General features: G+C 34.6%; 2 protein-coding genes. Both read left to right on the top strand.

Going from position 1 to position 1293, the window contains the following annotated elements; genetic code table 11:
• Positions 1-723 (top strand): sigma-54 interaction domain-containing protein (locus ACZIYX_RS23960; RefSeq protein WP_462684779.1); only part of this gene is annotated, 723 nt, incomplete at its 5' end.
• Between the two features lie 52 nt (positions 724-775).
• Positions 776-1293: hypothetical protein (locus ACZIYX_RS23955; RefSeq protein ID WP_462684778.1), on the top strand; the 518-nt coding region annotated here is incomplete at its 3' end.

Genomic DNA, 1293 nt, shown 5'->3' with positions numbered 1-1293 from the left:
ATTTCTGATATAAAAAATATTATCGAAAAAGTAGCCGCTACAGATGCAAGAGTTTTAATTACAGGGCCAAACGGGACTGGTAAAGAACTAGTAGCACACTGGATACATCAAAAAAGTGAACGTTCTAAAGGAGCAATAATAGAAGTAAATTGTGCCGCAATACCTGGAGAGCTAATAGAAAGTGAATTGTTTGGGCATGTAAAAGGAGCTTTTACTTCTGCAAATAAAGATCGGGCAGGTAAATTTGAAGCAGCAAATGGAGGAACTATATTTTTGGATGAAATAGGGGACATGAGCCTTTCTGCACAAGCAAAAGTATTAAGGGCTTTACAAGAAAACAAAATTCAACGCGTAGGTAGTGATAAAGATATAAAAGTAGATGTGCGGGTGATAGCAGCAACCAATAAAGATCTAAAAAAGGAAATTGAAGAAAACAGGTTTAGAGAAGATTTGTACCATAGATTAGCTGTGATTTTAATAAAAGTACCCGCATTAAACGATAGAAGAGAAGATATCCCGTTATTGGTAGAGTATTTTGCACAAAAAATATCCGGAGAGCAAGGTTCTCCTACCAAAAAATTTTCAGCCAAAGCCATAAAGCAGTTACAGCAATATGATTGGACTGGTAATATTAGAGAACTTCGTAATGTCGTAGAACGTCTTATAATTTTAGGAGGAAAAGAAGTGAGCGAAGAAGATGTAAACCTTTTTGCAGCTAAGTAGTAAGTTTGCTCTGCTAATAAAACCAATAATCCTAGAGATATTCCAGTCTGTAATGAAGCTATTTTTATCTATTGTCCTACTGGTGTTTATTACAAACACATCTTTTGCTCAGTACGATCCGGGAGCCATTAATTATGGTTTGGCAGCAGGAAAAAACTTTGGATTAGAAGAAGAACTTTCTGTTGGAGCAAGAATAGAGTATGCTTTTAATTGTTACACCACTTTTATGGGAGAATACAATCGATCTTTATCCATTGAAAAAAATAAAGATTATAAAGCGTATAACGAATTAGCTCTTGGAGTAAACTTAATTTTGTTTAATTGGTATCCTACAACGATAACGGCAGGTATGGGGTATACTGGTAATGATTCTGTTTTTTTTGAAGACATAGAAGGTAAAGCATTTTTAGGATTTAGAACAGGAGATTTTAATCATGGAGCACAAATAAAAGTAAGAGTATTATATCACTTGTCTAAACCCGTACATGTTTTTGCCGAATTAAACGCAAAGAGTTTAGGAAGGCGATACGATACCTTTATGATTGGATTTAGTTATGATTTTTACGGTAG

It is taken from the genome of Aquimarina sp. (genome assembly GCF_977115655.1).
Note: the sequence above shows the minus strand (reverse complement) of the source record. Positions and strands in the feature narration are given on the sequence as shown.